Raw genomic sequence first — 18,220 nt, 5'->3', positions numbered from 1 at the left:
CTAACACAGCGGCTTTTGCCAATTTACTTTGTGGTATTTGGTTTGTTGTATGCGGGTTAGATGCCGTGTTACTGCACGGGTGATCACCTCACATGCAAGCGTTGGATGAGGTTGTAAATACATGTGATCGCCCACAACATGATGGTGCTGAAAATGGTTCTCACAGTAGGGATACCAAGCGCGATAAGACTCGGGGCTTACTAAATGATCCTGTGTTGCCAAAATAAGCTCTACAGGCATGGTAAGGGTAATATCTGTGCTTACGGTTTGCTCGGCGAGGGTAAAATCATCCTTAAACATACCTGTGATTACGGTTTCCACTTCTTGGCTTAGGCGGTGCGCTGGCAGCATATCAAGCTGATACAAAGTAGCGAGTAGGTCGCTATCACTCAGTTTCGCGTACTGTGTCACTGATGGAATACAAGGAGCACGACAGGCTGATAGACACACTAAATCTGGGGTTGCCAAGGCATGTTTACGGAGGTGATCAGCGAGCTTATACGCCACCATGCCACCGAGGCTATGACCAAAGAATACGCAAAGCCGCTCACTGCGTGACTGAATTTGCATATTTCTACTTAAGTGATCAAGTACTTCTTGCCAATCCTGCTGAGATTGTACCCCTGCTTTAGTACCGCGACCGGGTAAGTCGATACCGTGCAGCTGCCAATGGTCAGGTAAATATTGTGCCCACTTTCGAAAAAACAGTGATGAGCCGCCAGCGTGATGAAAGCAATAGAGATCAACTGGCATCATAGCTTGAGCTCCAACGTAGGGGTAAATGCTATCGACTGGCCGGTTAGCATGGTGTTGGTTCTCATAAAGTTGACAAGGTATTCAACGAGATCTTGATGGCTAAACACCGCAGGGCGGGCCCCAAGTACACCGCCTTTAAGATTGCGCTTTTGCATTCTTGCGGCTTTGCTATCAGTTGCAAGCAATGGGAGCACAAAACTATTTACCGCAAGCTTACTGCCTTGATACTCTCGAGCGAGTGTCATCATCAGCGCATTATGGGCGTGATTACAGACACTAGCAGTGGCTTCTAATTCGTAATTTAGCGTGTCTGATTGGGTCAAAAACACCAGATTACCACCACTCATCCGTAAGCTATCGGCGATTACTCTAAGCACAACAAAGGCATTTTCCAGCCGAGCTATCACTTGCTCACCGACGCTGATGTCTTCAAGCAACTTGCTCTCATCGAGGCGATTGGCACAATGTAACACCATCACTTCTTGTTGTTTGTTGTGGGTTTCAAACCAGTCTAATAGTACTGCGGTGTCAGATGTACTGAGCGGCGCATCTAAAGATAGATATGTAGCTTCTGGGTTTTGTGCAACAACCAAAGGGCTGGCATTAATCAGCAGTATCGGGTGTTTTTGTGATAATAAATGGGCAATAAAGTGGTTATCAAACTCACCAGTTGGATAGAGCAAAATAAACGCTTGAGCATTCATACCGCAAGCCCTCCGTCTAGCCGGAGGACATTTCCAGTTTGATAATTTGACGCACTTGAAGCGAGATAAAGCGTGGCATCCGCGATTTCCTTTACGCTCCCAACGCGGCCAAGGGCGGTGTGTTTTAACACCGGGTTGATAATACTGGCAGGAATATCATCAATCATATCGGTGGCGATAAAGGTTGGCGCGAGGGCATTACAATAAATGCCACAGTGCCCATATTGGCGAGCAATTGTCCGAGTTAACCCAATGATTGCGCCTTTTGAAGTGGCGTAGTTGGCTTGTCCTTCACGGCCGCTGATCCCGCTTTGCGACACCATGTTGATAATTTTGCCAGCGCTTTGTTTTGTCATTACAGGCAACACGGCCTGGCAGCACTGTAACGTGCCTTTAAAGTTTATGTCTAACACGTCGTGAAATGCGTCGTAAGACATTTGCGAAAACAAACTATCTTGGGTGACGCCAGCATTATTCACCAGCACGTCGACTCGACCTGTGTCGTTAACTGCTCGGCGAATAGCTGCATTTACAAATTCACAATCAATAATATTGCCACTTTGCTGGACAAAGCGAGCTTCATACTCAGGCTGATGTAATTCTGTAATCGGGGTTTGTGTGCGGCAAAGACCGTATACGCGAGCACCCCCTTGTAAAAAGGCCAGTGCAATGCCTTTGCCTATCCCTTTGGATACGCCAGTTACTACGACTGTTTTTCCAGTAAACACAAGCTAATTCCTTAATCCGTGTAAACAATGGTGAGTTCGGCTTTGGCGACCAACTCATCTTCAACATGTGCCTGCGCTTTGAATCGAGCCAGCGCGCCAAACTCGGTCTCTAATTTCGCAGTCACTTTTATGATCTCGCCCGGGCGTACAGGGCGGTTAAACTTAGCCTTCTCAATTGAAGACAGCATGCCTCCTGTATGGGAATTGTTGCAGCAAAGGCCACTTATTTGCGCCATGGTTTCAATAATGAGTACCCCAGGGAAAATAGGCTCATCGGGAAAGTGCCCTTGAAGCCCCGGCTCGTTATGTGAGATAAACTTAAGCCCAACAATCATCTCACCTGGTGAGTGTTCAATGATCTTGTCGGCGAATTTAAATGGTGCCTGATGTGGCAAGTTGTCGGTGATCATGATTTTTCATCTCCCCAGTCAAAGCAAAAGTAAACAATGAGAAAAAACACCACGCTGGTGACACCTAAAATAATCAATTGTCGACTGACAGCCACAAGCTCAACACCTTGGTTGGCTACTAAGCGCAGGGCATCCAAAAAAGCAGTAGTGGGCAGGAGCGACACAATTTCCCGTAACACAGTAGGGAAGTTGACGGTGTCGAAGTAAATGCCTGATAAAAACATCAATGGAAAATAAAGTAGGTTGGCAATACCAGAAGATACTTCGACGCGTTGGCTGCGTGCGCCAACTAAAACACCGAGCATACAGATACAAAATGAGCCTAACGCCATGACTAAAATGATGTCGACAACATTGCCCTGTAGCGTGTAGCCAAATAAAAAGTGAAATGCCACAAACAAGATAGCCATTTGAAATACCAGCAAGAACAAACGTGCAAGCACGATCCCAATAATGTAATCGCGACGCTTAAAAGGGGAGAGGCGAAGGCGTTTGAAAAAGCCGTTCTGCCTATCAGATACTAGGCTATTGGCAATCGATACTAGTGCCAGACCCAGAACCTGCAAAACGATGATCCCAGGGATCAACCAATCTGTATAACGGTAGCCTTTGACGCTAACCACATTACTTTGCATCACTTGACCGTTAGCTTGCTCTTTTAGGCGCAATAAATAATTACGTGCCATTAATGACTCATCGGAGTTATGGGTAGAAAACATCGCATTTGGTGCGAGATATACTTCAGGGCTTATCTCATTTTGCAATTTACGCAACACGGATCCAGGAGAGCTAATCACTTCAGCCAATTGTGCCGATGCAAAACTGTCTTCGAGTACAATTGAGTCCGTTTGCGACAGGCGGGTAACGGTGATCAGTGGGTCTTCCTCCATGGCTTTTAACCACTTTTGTTCAATTTGTTCACCATGTATTACGACCACATTCATTGGTGACATTTTTGGTCCGCCAGAGAAGGCCTGAATGAGCAATAAAGCGATGAAAATAGGCAGGCCGAACGTCCATAGCAATACCGCTTTATCACGGAAGAAAGGCCGAATATTGACCATCATTAATTGCCAAAAAGGATATAGCTTTGTTTGACTTGGCTGCGTTTGGTTTAACTTAGTCTGACTTAACTCAGGCATAGCTTTGCGCCTCCATTGTGGAACCTGTAAGTTTTAAAAATACGTCGTTGAGCGTGGCTTTTCTGGGCTCTTTGAGCACTGGTGTTTTAAAGGTGCGATTAATGATGGCGCTTGGTGTACCTGACTCAATAATTTGTCCTGAGTTGATAATGGCCAAGTTGTCGCATAAAAACTCAGCTTCATCCATGTAATGGGTGGTTAACATCACGCAGGTTCCTGCTGCTTTAAGATCTTTGATGATATGCCAAAACTCTTGGCGGCTGGTGGGGTCAAGTCCTGTGGTTGGTTCATCTAAAAACACCAGTTTTGGGTTACCCACAACAGCCATGGCGAGAAATACTCGTTGCTTTTGCCCGCCGCTGAGCTCGCTCAGCCAAGCATCTTTTTTCTCGCTCAAATTGAAGCGCGCTAACAGAGTGTCAATTGGTGTGTAACTTGGGTAAAAGCTAGCAAATAACTCAACGCATTCTTTTACTTTGAGCTTTTCGTAGAGGTTATTGTGCTGCATCACACCACCCATCAGGCCGCGTAATTTCGTTTCATCCTGCTTCCAATTGAGGCCAAACAAGGTCACCTCACCAGCGGTGGCACTGCGTAGCCCTTGAAGTATTTCCAGCGTGGTTGTTTTACCTGCGCCATTGGGGCCAAGCAGTCCAAAGCATTCTCCTTCGCTCACGCTGAACGACACATCGTCTACAGCGACTTTGCGTGTTCTTTTATAGACCTTCCTTAAGTTTTTCACTTCAATCACGGTTGTCATCTTATTTCCTTACTGTTCGTAAAATACATCCCGTCATACTTCCCGCGAGATTAACGCTCAGGAGAAGGGTTTGATCTAACTCGGTATTATTCGTTGGTGTATTTAGCGCGTGCATTAAAGCTTGCACCGCTAACTCAGTACTATGTCGTGGTACGCATTGAGGTTGATACTTGATAAGTTGCGCTTGTGGTAAATGACAATCTAAGCTGGCTGCGATTGCACCAAAGGCGCTGTCGTGATGGGCACTTAACACGATATTGCCGACTCGACTCAGTTTCCTAGCGTGAGCTTTCAGCAGCTTATCTAGTGAATTAGGCTGTTGTGTATCATTGATTTGAATAAACTCGATTATTTCAGCAAGGGGTTGGTAACCTGCAGGCAATACTGCGCTGGTGGCAAGTAGTGCTGCGCTAGCAAAATGGCCAATATCCGCATTGAACTGATGGGCAGCCCACACTTGCTTTGACAGTGCTGTGTCATCTTGTGACCCACATACCATTGCGTAACGGCTACGGCCTTCACGCATATCAAGCGTTGCACTCCATAAAGCATGTAAAAAATCGTTACCTAAGTCACTCACGCACGTAGCGGAGTTTTTGAAACCAAACCCCAAAGCTAGCTGCCCCAAAGTGGCATTGACGACTGTGTTTGGAAAATGCGTGCTTTTAAGCTCTGCAATACCTTCACAGAACGACGCTAAGTTTTTATTGAGTGTTTCTGACGAGCCTATGGGGTTAGCGTAGTACGCGGCGAACTCGGCAAGTGGTAATTGAGTTAGGTCAAGTTCACTGTCTTGCAATGCAAACTGGCAGGCGCCCAAGGCAAATTGGGTTACATTTGGCGTACGACGCTGAAATAGCGATGGGAATTGCTTTTTCAAGTTAAACTCACTAAAGCCATCGGTTTTGTTTTCTCTGGCGAGGTAGACTTTTTCATCACAGAGGCTGGTGGCGGTTAGTAAATAAACTGGTTGTAGCGATTGACTGGGTATGGGCTTTTCTTGGTGACTAAGCAGCATGCTAGTGTTATGACCACCAAATGCTGAGTTAGTCACGGCAAAGACGTCAACAACGTGAGGTCTTGGCTGGTTAGTGACTAATTGATATTCTTTGCAGCATGGTCTAACTGAATCAACCCCAAGTGTTGCGGGTAATAGTCCGTCATCTTGGCTAACAAGTGTTGAGATAAGCTCTACCGCACCGGCTGCGCCTAGAGTATGGCCAAAATAAGACTTGCTGCTGGAAACCCATGTTTTTTGCATTGCCTGAGTGCCAATTGCCGTCTGAATGCCATTGAGCTCTGCGCCATCGTTTGCAGGAGTACCGGTACCATGACTATTGACGTATTCAATATTGCTGGCTGTAACAGGCGCAAAAGAGAGTGTTTGTAATAGCGCTCGGCGCACACCGTCGCCTTCAGGGTTGGGAGCGGTGGCGTGGTGCGCATCTAAACTAGAACCTGTAGCCAGCAATTGATAGCGTGCCGCCCCCCCGCGTTTGTTGATATGTTGTGCTGACTCGAAGACTAAGAAACCAGCGCCTTCACCAAGGCTCAAGCCCATTTTTTCACTGTACGGGGCACAAGGTTCAGGACTCAGTGATTGCACCGATTGAAAGCCACCATAGACCAGCTCACTTAGCGCGTCGGCGCCACCTGCAATCACTACATCAGCTTGGTCGTTCTCAATAAGTTGTTTGGCAAAAGCTATGGCGCTGCTGCTTGCTGTACAGGCCGAGGTAAACGTCATTATCGGCCCCTGAATACCAAAGTGACGGCTTACATCAGTTGCTATCTGATGTGGAGGGTAAAACTTAAATCCTTTTTGATGTTTACCTTTTATGCTCTCTATTAATGAAAACATGCCACAGTTAGCATTACCTAAAATAAAAGCAACCCTAGTGTTGTCGACCTCGCCTAATACTAAATCTGCATGTGTTAGTGCTTCTTCTACAGCATGGATGGCATACTGACTTGCCAGATCCATTTCATAATTATCCGCAACATATGCTTCAAAATTGACGGCGAGCGCTCCCACATTATGTGCAAGCCCCTGAGTGTCAAAACGGTGAATACGGCCGATCCCCGTACGGTTTTGTTTGATGCAAGTCAGCATCGCTTGGCGATTTTCGCCAGCAGCACAGAGTACGCCATATCCAGTGATGAAAGTTTCTTGTTTATTATTCATGTACGCTTTCCTGTAGTGCCGAGAGGGTGATTTTGCCGAGTTCGTTTTCAGGAAACTGCGCGAGAAAATGAACTTGTGGCGTGGGTAAGTCTTTAAACCAACTCCTAATATCTTGAAGTGCTGGTGTGTGTGACAATCCTTCGACAAAGGCGACTAGCTCGCCTCCTTTATTGTTATTACTATCTTCAATAAAAAAGACCTTGTGGCGCAGCCCGGCAAAATGCTCCGTGAGGACTTTTTCGATACTTTGTAATGAGAAACGCTTACCGGCATATTTAAAAATCTGATCAGCTCGACCCGCGTGAGAAAACTGTTGGTGGCTGCTAAAGACCAGTTTGTCTTTGAGTTCAAATGCTTCACAATCAACCACTAAAAATGGGGAGCGGAGCATCGTTTTTTGCTCAGCATTTTGATAGATGTCGACGACACTAAATTTGGTAAATAAGGTTTCGTTACAAGCAAGTGGCCGATACCCAATACCGCCAGTTTCAGTACTTCCTAGTACCTCAAAAGCACGGATTGATAACGCTTTTTGCTCAGTCAATTGAGTTAGCTTTTGCTCCTTCTCACCTTTGAAGGGGGCACCAGAGCTAATCAAGTAATGGTGTTGGTAACTGATTTGATCTGCAACAAAATCAAACATGGTTGGTGTTAATATCACGGCAATATGCTTGTTTTTGATAGGTTGTAAGTCCGGTGTCGATCCCAGCTCATAGCAAACAGGCTTACCAAGCTGGAGTGGGAGCATAAATGCCCAAATAAACCCAAACATATGGCGAATATCGACACACGCACAAAAGTAATCGACGTCGCCAAAGCCAAAGGTATCGGCAAAGGTAACAGCCTCAGCATGAAGAGAAGCGATGGACTTTTGCCAAATTTGCGGTTTACCAGTACTACCCGAGGTTTCAAAGCCAATGGTTTTATCGCTATATTGTTGTAAGAATTGGGTAATGGAGCCTGGTTGTACTACCTCATGTTGAGGTGTGATGACTAAGTCTTTCCAACTAAAAGCATCTTGTGAGGTTGTAGCGGTGGCACAGAGTACAGGTGTGATGTTATGTGCAAGTAAGATCATCACACTTTTAATAATATCGCATGGTGCACTATCTTTTATTACTCTTACTGTGCCGGTAATCTCAGTATCTTTGCTTGCCTGAATAAGTGTTAATAGTGCCTGTTCACCTAGTGCGGAATGTTGATCTGTCCAAGTATCTAACAGGCTAGCGTGCTTTTGCTGTGTAAGCTTGGTGATGATTTGTTCTGCTAGTGTGTTCAGAGTAACAGTGCTCAATTCGCCCAAGTCACTGAGCTTGAATGCTTTCTTACATGCTGCGGATAACTGCATGAGGTCGACCGAATCGAGAAATAGTGGCGCCTCTAGCAAGTTGGCATCATCATCTAATAGGTTTAATTGTTCTATATCTACTTCTAACTCAGCTTCAATCAGCTGTATGAGTGTTGAACGAATGGCACTGTTTGTTTGCATGGTGTCCTTCCAAGCGAAATGGTTACTAGTAGATCAACAAGCTTCGGCAGTCGCTTTAGCTGCAACTTGCTCGTGCACAAATTGAGCTAATGTAGCGACATTTTTCATTTTTTCCTGAATGGTTTGTTCTGGGTAATCTTTAAACTTGAGGCTGTATTGCTTCTCAATCGATACCACAAGGTCTAGCACTTCAATGCTATCTAAATCTAAGCCATCACCGATAAGCGGGGCGTCATCCTCGATTTCTTCAATGCTGTCTACTACTTCCAAATTATCAACAATGATATCTTGCTTAATAAATTGTGTTATTGACTCTAAGTTGCTCATTTTTATATCCTTTTTGATTTTTGTGCGGTGTGTGTTAAGCGACTCTTTGAGAGTTTTGGAGCAACAGCAACCTGTGGCTGACGTATTCACACGTCAGCCAAGTAAGTCTGTCAGCTCAAAAAACGGCTCAGAGAGGTTTATTGCTCGTTAAAAAGGGCATTAACCATGTTGTTGATTTCAGCATCCATCGGTCTGTCTTCGATTACAGGCTGGAAGTTGCTGCTAATTTCGTCGAAAAACTCACGAGAAAGCTGGTTGAGTTTTTCCGCTTTCGCATCTTTTCCATCAACATAAAATGCCTGTCTGATTGCCATTGCCTGAATGGCAATAACTGGCTTGATAAGGTCGGTAATACGGCGCAGATCTCGTGCAGCAATGGTTCCCATGCTCACAATATCTTGGTTTAGTGCTTCTGTTGTGCGTGAAAATACTGACATTGGGCCTGCATTTTTTAGCGCTTCAGCAACAAGCGAAGAGGAGGTGATTTGCATTGCCTTGAAGCCGTGATGTACCCATGCTTTGTCGCCTAAGTCATCGCGGGCCACTAAGTTGTTAGAAATGCCGCCATTTAGACGATCGTCAACTAAAATGCCCAGCTCGCGCTCAAGTAATGCCCCCATGTTTGCAACCAGTGGCTTTAAGGTATCGCATACCGCTGCAACGTGGCCGCCGTAAAAATGTCCGGCATTGAGGATAAGGTCATTTTCATCATCAAAAAGTGGGTTGTCATTTACTGAGTTGATCTCTGTGGTGAGAATTTGTGAGGCCCACATTTGCGCGTCAATTAATGGCCCCAATACTTGTGGTGAGCAACGAATTGAGTAGCTATCTTGTAGTCTGAAAGTTTCCTGTTTACCAAACTCGATATTGTCGTCGGTACGATTTCTGCGCCCTAAACGTTGATCAACATTGGTTAGGCGCTCGAGTATTTTTGCGGCACAAATTTGTTGGCCACGGTGTGGTTTTAATTCGTGTACACGTTTATGGAACGGAGAAGCACGACCTTCTATCAGTTCTACATACAGGGCAATTAGCTTACAGCTAAGGTCAATTGCACGCTGAATGTCTTTGAGTGCATTGGTTGCGATGGCTGACATCACAGAGGTGCCATTCATAATTGCAAGGCCTTCCTTAGGCTTGAGTTTATAAGGCGTTATATTGAGTTCTTCCAACACCTCAGCGGTATCACGAATTTGTCCTTGATAATAGACTTTGCGCTTGCCGCCAAGTGCAGCACCGATATATGAAAGTGGTGTTAAGTCGCCGCTAGCACCAACAGAACCCATTGCAGGAATCGCAGGAATAATACGGTTGTTTAAAAAGGTTTCCATTTGAGATAGCAGTGCCCAGCTTACTCCTGAAAACCCTTTGGCATTACAATTCATGCGAATTAACAATGTGGCCGCACAGTCAGATTCTGACAGATAATCGCCTACACCACAGCCATGATAAGCGATAAGGTTTTGTTGCAACTCTTCGGAAAGTGAAGTTGAAATTCGGTTGCTTGCTGAGTTACCGAAACCAGTTGTTACACCATAAATGTCTTCTTGATTGGTTAGTTTGTTATCAAGGTATTGACGATTCTGATCGATTCTTGCCTTAAGTGCTAACTCATCTAGTTTAACTTTAGAAGTTGGTTGACCTGCATACTCTTGTACTGACTCTAGAGAAAGTGATTGATCTTGCGAGATAAAAACAATACTACCGAGCTGCTTCTCGACCTGAATTGTTTCCTTTTCTGTGTTGTACTGGTTCATGACTTTCCTACTCTGACTAAAATAATGATTCTGATTGTGTTGTGCACAATGTTTATTTTTGCTGTAACTGACATACCTATGAATGTGAGTTACACCCTGTTATAGGCGAGTACTACTTAACCAACGTCCCGTGAGTTCTAAACCTGTTTATATGTTCAATTCTATCGCGATACTATTGTCACTATTTTTGTTACATAATTATTTTGTTTGTAAATAAAAATTATTAAATGTGATTTTTTGATTGTTGTGTTTTAAGAATGGCGGCTAGGTTAAGTCTGAGATTTTGGGGTGTCAACACTGAAAATTTGCCATTTTAATGTTAATTAAACCTAACATTAAGATAATTGAAATGTTAAGTTTTGGTGGCAGGGAAGAGTTGTTAATCACTATTTTATATCTTAATGAGATATAAAGAATTAATTTATTATTAAAGTGAATGCTCTATTTTTTGAAGGGGTAAAAAGTTTAATAAAACTGACTTATGACAAATGTCACTATTTTCAATGGTCGGATGAGGGAATAGATAAAATTGATGAAAGTGGTCAAAAAAGTGAATTTTTTATGGATGTAGAGTCCCGTAAAAAGGTATGATTTATTCTGTGATTATTGAGGTTGCATGGATTGAAGTTATACCGCGCTGAGAAGCGTACCCGTATCCAGCAACCAAAAGCGTTAGACTTTTTTAATACTCTAGTACCGTACTTATTAGACCAGCTTCTCCAACCACTAAAAGGTATGAGCGATCTAAAGAGGCGTTACATAGACTCAGTACTTTGTCGCCCATCATTATATCTTCGTTACAGTCATTGACTTGATACCAACCAGTTACTTCACCTTTTGTTACTTCCACTTCCTGCTCATTTATGCTCAGCTTCATTGATGATGTGGCTAAGATACGAACGGTAAATTGATTATCATGATCCTCTTTAGATTTGCGTACTAGTTGGATATCCAAAGTTTCATTAGCCTGCTGCATGACTACAAAATGATAATCTTTGTTATTGCTTACTTTGACCTTCTTTTGTTCTATCATTCCCAGCTTATTAATAGACTCGGCATAGAAGCTAATTTCTCTATTAACATTGTGCTCATGTGTAATGCGGGTCGGCGCAGAGTTGGAGGGTAAGACTTTGACTCGATATTTTTCATCTGCGGCATTACGCTCATCGCCATCTAATTTTGTATTAGCAAGGTGGAATGCAATTTCATAATCGGTGGCATTCACTAAATTGTATTCATTCTTGTATAGATCAGAACCAAAGTTGGCAGTCTCAATATCTTCTGATGAACAGGCAACAGCTAAAATACTAAGTGTAGTAATAGCAAGCGGGCGAAAATTCATTATTGATCTCCTTAATCAATGTGTTGAATTACGAACTTAATCAGATTGCGAAGAAAGAATATAAGATGGCCAAATGAAACGTTGCTTAATGATGTTCGGAATATGTTAAAAACTGTAAGTAGAAAGACTTTGTAACAAAAAGTGGTACGTTGTATTTGCGAGATACGCTTTTAACTCAGTGATTATTATTGAGATTTGTTATATGTTAGATTTTTAATTTGCTACAAATTTAAACAAAATAATAAATTCCAAATTTTTAATGGAATAAAAGGTAACATGATAGAAATTAATAATATTGATAAGTATTTTTCTAAAAATGCTTTATTTAAAAACTACTCTCAGAAATTTACTCATGATAAAACCTGCCTGTCTGCGCCTAATGGTATTGGTAAAACAACATTGTTATGTATGATTGCAGGAGTAGACATTGCGTTCAGCGGACAGATCTTGTTGCAAAATAAAGAAGTGAAAAAACGACAAAACTGTGTCGCGTTAGCTTCGGATAATATTCCTTATCCTAGTTTCTTACCTGCTAAAGAGTTACTAAATCTCACGTCGACAGCATGGCAATGTGACTTTCCAGCCGAGCTTATTCACGACTTTCAATTTGACCCATTTTTAAACACGCGTTACGAAGACCTATCCTCTGGTAACAAAAAGAAGCTTCAGCTTATAAATGCGTTGATGCGTAATACACCTTATCTACTATTGGATGAACCCACGGCAGCTTTGGATGCAGCAGGTTGCGAATATATCGTCGAAGTGGTCAGCAATTATGAAGGCATGGTGCTGATGACAAGTCACGAACCAGAGCCATTTCTACAAGTAGGTTTTCACTGCGTGCCGCTAATTCCAAAACCGAGCAACTGATATGCTTTATTATTACCGTTACAGAAAAGCATCTTTTGTTTTATCTCTCCAAGGGATTGGCCAACAGATACAACAATTTGGTCTTATGATTGCGGCGCTGTTCCAAATCTATTTACTAGGCTTTATTGCGATATTATTTATGGGGATAGGTAAAATAGTTGAAAGCGATAGTCCCGCGACACAGGTGCAAATTGCGTGGGGATTACTTGCAGCGCAGAGCTTTATTTTGTTGGTATTTCGAGATGCCGTGCTGGACTCGACACATCGTCGCTATCATCACACCATATTGACCCAAACGATTCATCAAAAGCTAGCCGATGGCGTATCTCTACTTATTGTTCATCCTTTATTATTGATGAGTTTGATTATTTGTTATTCGATGGGACTTGAGAAACTGACACAAGCATGGCAGCTAATATTGTTTGTCGTAACGCAGTTTTTTGTCGCACTTTGTTTTATTTATCGTCCGCTTGGTACTGGAAGTGGGTTGTTACTTGCGGCGGCCATAGCGCTATATGCGACTAACATTACGTGGTATTTGGTTGCTTTAAACCTAATTATACTGGGATGTTCAACGCTGCTGCCACGCACACTCTTGAGGTCAATATCCGTTACGGGGTTAGCGACATTTTGGCTAAGTTTTGCCTATAACCACTACTTTGTGCTGCTTTGGCGGATTGTGTTGAGTGCTCTGGTGCTGTGGTTTGGTGTAATTTTAGAAACTGAACGTCCAGATTTAGTTGCCAATTATGTGCCGGGGCTTGTGACTTTAATTTTATTGTGGTGGTCGAGCCTGGCTATCGATCTAAAACCTGAGATATACGGTCGTGTGTCATATTGGTTGAGTCTCGATAAACTGCAATCGGCTAAGCAGAGCGTTTGGATAATTGTCCTGACGGCAGCCATTGGCTTTTCCGTACCGGTTTATATTTTGTTAGGGATGACTGTAGTCAGTTTATTGCCTTACGTTTTTCTACCACTTTTGGTTTTAAGTGCATTAAAAGGTCCACAACATTTAGCCATGACTTGGCTCAGTACTTTAGTACTTAGCTATACAGCGTTTGTGCTTTTTTAATACCAATTTTCTTAATTAAGTGGTCTATTTTGAGGCGAGAAAATCTTGTCGATAACACCGCTTCCGCGTCCTGCTCACGCCGAGGTACCTACGTCCTGTAGGCAAGGCAAAATTTTGCTATTTAGTTGTTCTAAATAAGAAATTTTTAACGCTGTTAGCGTCAGGTTTACTCCTTTAAATTGAGTATGTATTAAGTCAAATTGGTATAATACCAACTGCTAATTTGCAGCTTCAGAAAGGCGAGTCAGTTTTTTGATATCGCCTTCGATACTCTCCATTTTCGCGATGAGCAGATTGCCAAGGGCGTCGATATCGTAGTGCCAGATCAGGTGGCCTACTTTTTTAAGTGTAGGCTGTTGCGCTGGCATCAATGTGAGTTGCCAAATGTAGTCCTCTTTTGACCAAGCAGATTGCCAATAGATGTCGTTGTCACGAATTCTTAAGTTACTAAATTGATTAGTTTGTTTTTGACTTAGCGAGTATTTATTTATTGCTTCTGAGTCGCTTTCGAAGAGCGTCTCGTACTCAAGCAGTAGGGGCTGTTGTAGCACAAACCAAGTTTGTCTTGTGGGGTGATAAAAGACAAAATCCGCTGCGCTTTGATGGCTACTGATAAGCGCCCCAGACAAACTGTATTGATTTAAAGTTTCACCGTCATAAGCCCATAGTGTCTGTTCATCAATCCAGCCCATGCTTTTGACAGGCTGACTCAGTTGAGAGTCGAACTGGGTGAGTGGACGTTTTCGGTCGTATATCACTAAATCGTTATCACGGTTTGAGGCCAAATAGTTTAGCTCTGGGCTCCATACTAAAAAGCCAACGTACTCATGTCCCTGATGAAAAGAAAGCTGGCTGATTTTATCATCGCGATAAAGATACACCTCGCATACGCCGCTGCGCCTAGACATAAATGCGGTTTCCCCCAAGCTGTTTGTCAGTGGCAGGTAATCGATGCTTGAGCTTGAAAATAAAGGGAGGTTGTCTCGGTCTTTAATATTAACTTGGAAGCTTTCTAATGCGGCAAAAATATCCCCATGTTGATCGCTTGAAAAGCTTGTATAAAGGCCAATCTCCGTTTCTTTTATCGCTTGAATGTCACCGTCTCTAAAGTGTCGTGACAGGCTACCATATTGACTCGCAATCACGGCTTGATGATAAATATCAAATGCCACGGAAGTCACAGGGGTTTGCCATTTTATATGAACCGTGCCATCGAGTGTTTGAAGTCTTGCCAGCCTCTGTTTATTTTGCACTAAATAATAGGTTTTGCCTCCCCAACCTCGAATTGCCATTTTTAACTGCTCATTGGCTGCCAAAGCGAGTGGCAGTTTGACCATTTGATGGGACTCTAGCCGGTAAAGGTGCGCTGCTTTGGCATTGTATTGGCCGAACGTTAAAATAAGTTCCTTATCATTTTTCCAAACAGGTTTAGTACCAACCTGGCAGGGGATAATTTGAGAGCTGTGGAAAAATTGCCCCGCAGCAGTCATCACGTGAAGTTGACAGCCTCTACCTTGATATTGCCAGAACGCCAGCTTATCTGAGTCGGGGCTCCAACTTGGAAAACTAATACGAGAGTCGAAATGATGTGCATTTAATTGATAACCTTGCTTGTTGGCAATCACAAGGTGAGTAAAATCTTTAATGTAGGCGATGAGATCTTGGCTTTGGTGTGCATCAACGTCAAATTCAAGGCCTAGATCATGGCTAAGGCTCGAGGTTTCGTAGCGTGATGGTGTTTTTTCAGTCGGTGTTTGATTAAAAAAGGCGATTGCGCCAAAGCATAACACTGCCATAACGACGGCGCTAAAAGAGAAAAAACGGGACTTGGTTATTGTTTTTACGGGTTTTATCGTATGCTGAGACACCTTATCATGGCTTGTAAGTGGCGCGATAAAGCGATAACCCCGTTTGGGGATAGTTTTGATATAAATCGGATTTTTAGGGTCATCCCCAAGCACTTTTCGCAGTTTAGTCAGTAGCTGATAAAGGCTATTAGGTTCGACAACCGCGTGTTGCCATAGCTTCTCAGTAAGCCAATATTTCTCTAGTACTTCGTTATGATGCTCAATAAAAAGTGCGAGTAACCTTGCCATTTGTGGTTCAAGTTTTACGGTTTCTTGGCTTTGCCTATGTGTTAGGCAGTCTTGCTGGAGATCAAACTGCCAATGTCCAAAACAAACCATCTCTACTTCCTGTGCCTGCACGCTGAGTACCAATTTCAATAATCAAAGCCAATTGTTCCTATAACGTTAGCGTTTCTTAAGATTAAGTCAATGTTTATAAAGGTTAAGTCAGCTTTCTTCAGAAAAAGTTAAGAACTTTTTACGGCAAAGTTTGTTGCAATAGCAGGCATAACTCTGAGGAAAGTATGTATGAATAAAAGCAATAAATTTTGGCTTGGTTTAAGTTATCCCATGATGGCAGGAGCTGTACTTGCGGACCCTATTGTGATTGATGGTAAGTTAAATGAAGCGCAGTGGGGCTCTGCTACGCACTTTGAACAATTTGTTCAGGTTGTGCCTGTAACTTTGGCATCTGCCAATGACAAAATTACAGCAAAAGCCTTTGCAACCACCGACGGTGTTTATATTGGTATTAAAAACTTCCAGCATAAAGCCGAGCGTAAGCGACAATTCAATATCCATGACCGCTTTATGCAAGCTGACTTCAATCGGGTAGTTGTGGACTTTTCAGGGGACGGCAGCAGCGCATATCAATTCTCGGTGACATTAGGTGGCGGATCGCAAGATGGTGTTGTAACTCCGAGCTTAAACGTGGATTACGATTGGGATGGGGATTGGCACTATGCCAATCACATTGACCATACGTATTGGACCACAGAATTACTGATCCCTTGGCATACTGTATCGTTTCAACCGGGAGATGAGCAGGGGCTTAAAAACATTGGGGTTTCGGTACAGTTGTATGAGCTTAAAAGTAATTTTATCTATGCAAACCATGAGGATACAACAGCAAATAACGACTTTTTCTTGTCTATGCCAAAGATCGCAGCACACATTCCCGCGCATTCTCAATTGGCATTTGTGCCTTATTTTGCGCATCAAGCTCAATTTGCACCTCTAAGCACGTCGCCTTCCGAGCGCCAGCACCAGTCCGATGTTGGGTTTGATTTATTCTACAAACCTTCTCATCATCAGAAGGTAAGTCTTGCTGTGAATCCTGATTTTGGGCAGGTGGATATCGATGATGTTGATGTGAATTATTCGGCCGTGGAAACGCTTCGCACCGATAAACGTCCATTTTTCACCCAAGATATCAGCCTGTTTGAAGTTGCTGCACTTGAAAGCACTAAGCTTATTCATACTCGTCGTATAGGGGCTTCAAGTGATGATGGTACACGTACAATCACCCCCATAGATGCGGCGCTACGATTTGTACATAAAGGTAAGTCGGTACAATTTGGTACTTTTGCTGTGTCTGAGTCGGACTTTTCGGATGATATCGGTAAGCAGTTTTTTGCCGCAAGAGCTAATTATCGCACGCAAGATTGGCAAGCTGGTGTGCTTGCAACCAAAACAGACAGACCGTTTCTTGAGCGTGATGCCACAAGTTATGCCCTTGATGGCCAGTATCGTAGTGATACTTGGTCTTTCAAAGGTGCGCTATTACAAACTGAGGTAGAAACACAAAAGCAACGTGTTACAGGTGAAGGTGTATCGCTAGAGGCGGAGTATCAACAGTCGTTACAGACAAAGTTCGCTGCGCGCTACTTTGCAGTGGATGACGAATTTGATAATCGTGATCTCGGCTATATGAAACGAAACGACTGGCAGGTGAGTGAGCTTTATGGTGAATACTCAATGCACCCAAAAGACAGCTGGTTTACCAGATTAAAGCAGTCACTCACATTAAGACATGAGCAAAATAATGCAGGAACAGGCTTAGCGGCCAGACAAGCATATTTAGCGCAGTTTTTGCTGGCAAATGGTGGTCAGCTCAATCTCGGTCTAGATTATTACACCAGCGGTAAACAAGATAATTTAGGGCGAGGCACAGAGATGTTTGAGATGCCAAGCCGCGTGGAGTCTCGGGTATTTTATCAAAGCCCTTATGTGGGAGATTTTTCTTGGGCTGCAAGTATAGAGCTTGACCAAGAAGGAATATCAGGCTCAGCACAGCAGTACGCCGTGGATTTGACGTGGATGCCACATTATAACTGGAACCTTAAGTTGAGTAATTTCTTTAGAAGCGGTGATGGCTGGCTAATGGCAAACGGGCAAAACCGCTTGAGTGAATACGACAGGGATGAGTTTTCCAATAAATTTGAATTTAATGGCCGGATCACTGACAACCTTGAACTCAGTGGTTCACTACAGTGGACGGTACTTGAAGCGCGAAGTAAGACGATTTATCAACTAACCAATGGTGATCTTCGCGAAGTTCATGGTGACACGAGTTTTGACGATAGGCGCTTGGCGAGCCAGATAAAACTGCGTTATCGCATGGGTGCATATTCAGACATTTTTTTAGTGTATCAACGAGGAGGAGCAAACTTTTCGACATTTGAAAAGTCGCAGGTCGGGCGCAGAGATTGGTTTGGTAGTGTTGCCGATTTATGGCAACAGCCAGCGCAAGACTTAGTGACGTTTAAGGTGCGATATTTATTTTAAAACACTAACGCTAAATCACTAGAGCTGTGTTCCCCCAGCTC

Annotated in this window: 15 protein-coding genes; 3 read left to right on the top strand and 12 right to left on the bottom strand. The window is 43.4% G+C overall.

Annotated elements, in window-relative coordinates:
• The 11 genes from F9Y84_RS04850 to F9Y84_RS04800 all read right to left on the bottom strand — a co-directional run bounded on the left by F9Y84_RS04850 (position 1) and on the right by F9Y84_RS04800 (position 11,600).
• Positions 1 to 756: a thioesterase II family protein gene (locus F9Y84_RS04850; protein WP_128731142.1), complete on the bottom strand. Its 756-nt coding sequence runs from the start codon at positions 754 to 756 to the stop codon at positions 1 to 3.
• Positions 753 to 1,460: a hypothetical protein gene (locus F9Y84_RS04845; RefSeq protein WP_147390329.1), complete on the bottom strand. Its 708-nt coding sequence runs from the start codon at positions 1,458 to 1,460 to the stop codon at positions 753 to 755. The genes F9Y84_RS04850 and F9Y84_RS04845 overlap by 4 nt, the downstream gene beginning before the upstream one ends.
• Complete coding sequence (locus tag F9Y84_RS04840; protein ID WP_125254180.1) at positions 1,457 to 2,188, bottom strand: SDR family NAD(P)-dependent oxidoreductase; 732 nt, start codon at positions 2,186 to 2,188, stop codon at positions 1,457 to 1,459. Before F9Y84_RS04840 ends, F9Y84_RS04845 begins: the two co-directional genes overlap by 4 nt.
• Before the next feature lie 11 nt (positions 2,189 to 2,199).
• Complete coding sequence (gene fabZ, locus F9Y84_RS04835) at positions 2,200 to 2,598, bottom strand: 3-hydroxyacyl-ACP dehydratase FabZ (protein ID WP_147390328.1); 399 nt, start codon at positions 2,596 to 2,598, stop codon at positions 2,200 to 2,202.
• The gene (locus F9Y84_RS04830) at positions 2,595 to 3,740 is read right to left on the bottom strand and encodes an ABC transporter permease (protein ID WP_147390327.1); all 1,146 of its coding nucleotides are present in this window, start codon (positions 3,738 to 3,740) and stop codon (positions 2,595 to 2,597) included. Before F9Y84_RS04830 ends, fabZ begins: the two co-directional genes overlap by 4 nt.
• Positions 3,733 to 4,500 carry an ABC transporter ATP-binding protein gene (locus F9Y84_RS04825; RefSeq protein ID WP_147390326.1) on the bottom strand — a complete coding sequence of 256 codons (768 nt, stop codon included), beginning with the start codon at positions 4,498 to 4,500 and terminating at the stop codon, positions 3,733 to 3,735. Before F9Y84_RS04825 ends, F9Y84_RS04830 begins: the two co-directional genes overlap by 8 nt.
• A 1-nt stretch (position 4,501) precedes the next feature.
• On the bottom strand, positions 4,502 to 6,685 hold the full coding sequence (locus tag F9Y84_RS04820; protein ID WP_147390325.1) for a beta-ketoacyl-[acyl-carrier-protein] synthase family protein: 2,184 nt from the start codon (positions 6,683 to 6,685) through the stop codon (positions 4,502 to 4,504).
• The gene (locus F9Y84_RS04815) at positions 6,678 to 8,174 is read right to left on the bottom strand and encodes an AMP-binding protein (RefSeq protein WP_147390324.1); all 1,497 of its coding nucleotides are present in this window, start codon (positions 8,172 to 8,174) and stop codon (positions 6,678 to 6,680) included. Before F9Y84_RS04815 ends, F9Y84_RS04820 begins: the two co-directional genes overlap by 8 nt.
• A 33-nt stretch (positions 8,175 to 8,207) precedes the next feature.
• Complete coding sequence (locus tag F9Y84_RS04810; RefSeq protein WP_125254186.1) at positions 8,208 to 8,501, bottom strand: phosphopantetheine-binding protein; 294 nt, start codon at positions 8,499 to 8,501, stop codon at positions 8,208 to 8,210.
• Between the two features lie 137 nt (positions 8,502 to 8,638).
• Positions 8,639 to 10,258 (bottom strand): HAL/PAL/TAL family ammonia-lyase, encoded by a 1,620-nt coding sequence (locus F9Y84_RS04805; RefSeq protein WP_128731137.1) that lies wholly within the window; start codon positions 10,256 to 10,258, stop codon positions 8,639 to 8,641.
• Positions 10,259 to 10,940: 682 nt separating this feature from the next.
• Positions 10,941 to 11,600: a hypothetical protein gene (locus F9Y84_RS04800; protein WP_147390323.1), complete on the bottom strand. Its 660-nt coding sequence runs from the start codon at positions 11,598 to 11,600 to the stop codon at positions 10,941 to 10,943.
• A gap of 276 nt (positions 11,601 to 11,876) precedes the next feature.
• Between F9Y84_RS04800 and F9Y84_RS04795 the strand changes: the two genes are divergently transcribed.
• Entirely contained in the window at positions 11,877 to 12,470 is a 594-nt protein-coding gene (locus F9Y84_RS04795) for an ATP-binding cassette domain-containing protein (RefSeq protein WP_125254189.1), read from the top strand.
• Position 12,471: 1 nt separating this feature from the next.
• Complete coding sequence (locus F9Y84_RS04790; RefSeq protein WP_147390322.1) at positions 12,472 to 13,545, top strand: DUF6136 family protein; 1,074 nt, start codon at positions 12,472 to 12,474, stop codon at positions 13,543 to 13,545.
• A 218-nt stretch (positions 13,546 to 13,763) separates the two neighbouring features.
• Here the strand turns inward: F9Y84_RS04790 and F9Y84_RS04785 are convergent, their stop codons facing one another.
• Positions 13,764 to 15,731, bottom strand: coding sequence for a winged helix-turn-helix domain-containing protein (locus tag F9Y84_RS04785; protein WP_147391043.1), 1,968 nt, complete (start codon positions 15,729 to 15,731; stop codon positions 13,764 to 13,766).
• A gap of 189 nt (positions 15,732 to 15,920) precedes the next feature.
• Between F9Y84_RS04785 and F9Y84_RS04780 the strand changes: the two genes are divergently transcribed.
• Positions 15,921 to 18,179 (top strand): DUF5916 domain-containing protein, encoded by a 2,259-nt coding sequence (locus tag F9Y84_RS04780; RefSeq protein ID WP_147391042.1) that lies wholly within the window; start codon positions 15,921 to 15,923, stop codon positions 18,177 to 18,179.
• Positions 18,180 to 18,220: the final 41 nt, after the last annotated feature.

The organism is Pseudoalteromonas peptidolytica (assembly GCF_012641745.1).
Taxonomy (GTDB): domain Bacteria; phylum Pseudomonadota; class Gammaproteobacteria; order Enterobacterales; family Alteromonadaceae; genus Pseudoalteromonas; species Pseudoalteromonas peptidolytica.
The sequence above is the reverse complement of the archived record's forward strand: the minus strand, read 5'-3'. Positions and strand labels throughout refer to the sequence as shown.